Genomic DNA, 574 nt, shown 5'->3' with positions numbered 1-574 from the left:
CAATTAAACCGTGGAAATTAACTTTACTATTTTTACTTGTGACTTACTACGTAATTARAGGYGGCTTTCGCTCTGTAACAGGAATKTGTTTTTGGGGTGTCRTAATACCGATTTTCGTACTATTTTTCTTAGTTTTCCCAATGAAATACGCACATGTCCGTAACATTTTCCCAATTCTCACTCATTCACCTTTAGACATTCTAACTTCAGCGAAAGCATCTGCATTAGAATTTCTTGGCTTTGAAGCAATCCTTATCTTTTATCCATTTATTAAAAAAGGAAAATCTTTAAATAAATGGGCACATAGCGGTATTGCTTTTACAACCATTCTATACGTAATATTAGCGATCGTGTCCCTTATGTACTATAGCCAAGGACAACTACATCATACAATTTGGCCAACATTAACGATGCTAAAAATAATTAAGGTTCCTTTTATCCAAAGGTTTGAGTACATTATTATTTTCTTGTGGTATCTTATTATTTTACCTAACCTTTGTTTAACGATTTGGTCTTCTTGTTGCATTACTAAGAAATCTTTTCGCATACCATTTAACATTGCACTGCCATTTTT

Annotated in this window: 1 protein-coding gene; it reads left to right on the top strand. The window is 32.8% G+C overall.

Annotation, left to right across the window (positions count from 1 at the left end):
- A partial coding sequence (locus AC1DJR_RS32835) for a GerAB/ArcD/ProY family transporter (protein WP_477004553.1) occupies nt 1–574 on the top strand: 574 nt, incomplete at both ends.

This window comes from Bacillus sp. 05T31 (assembly GCF_056396725.1).
This window is presented reverse-complemented; position numbering and strand designations above follow the sequence as displayed.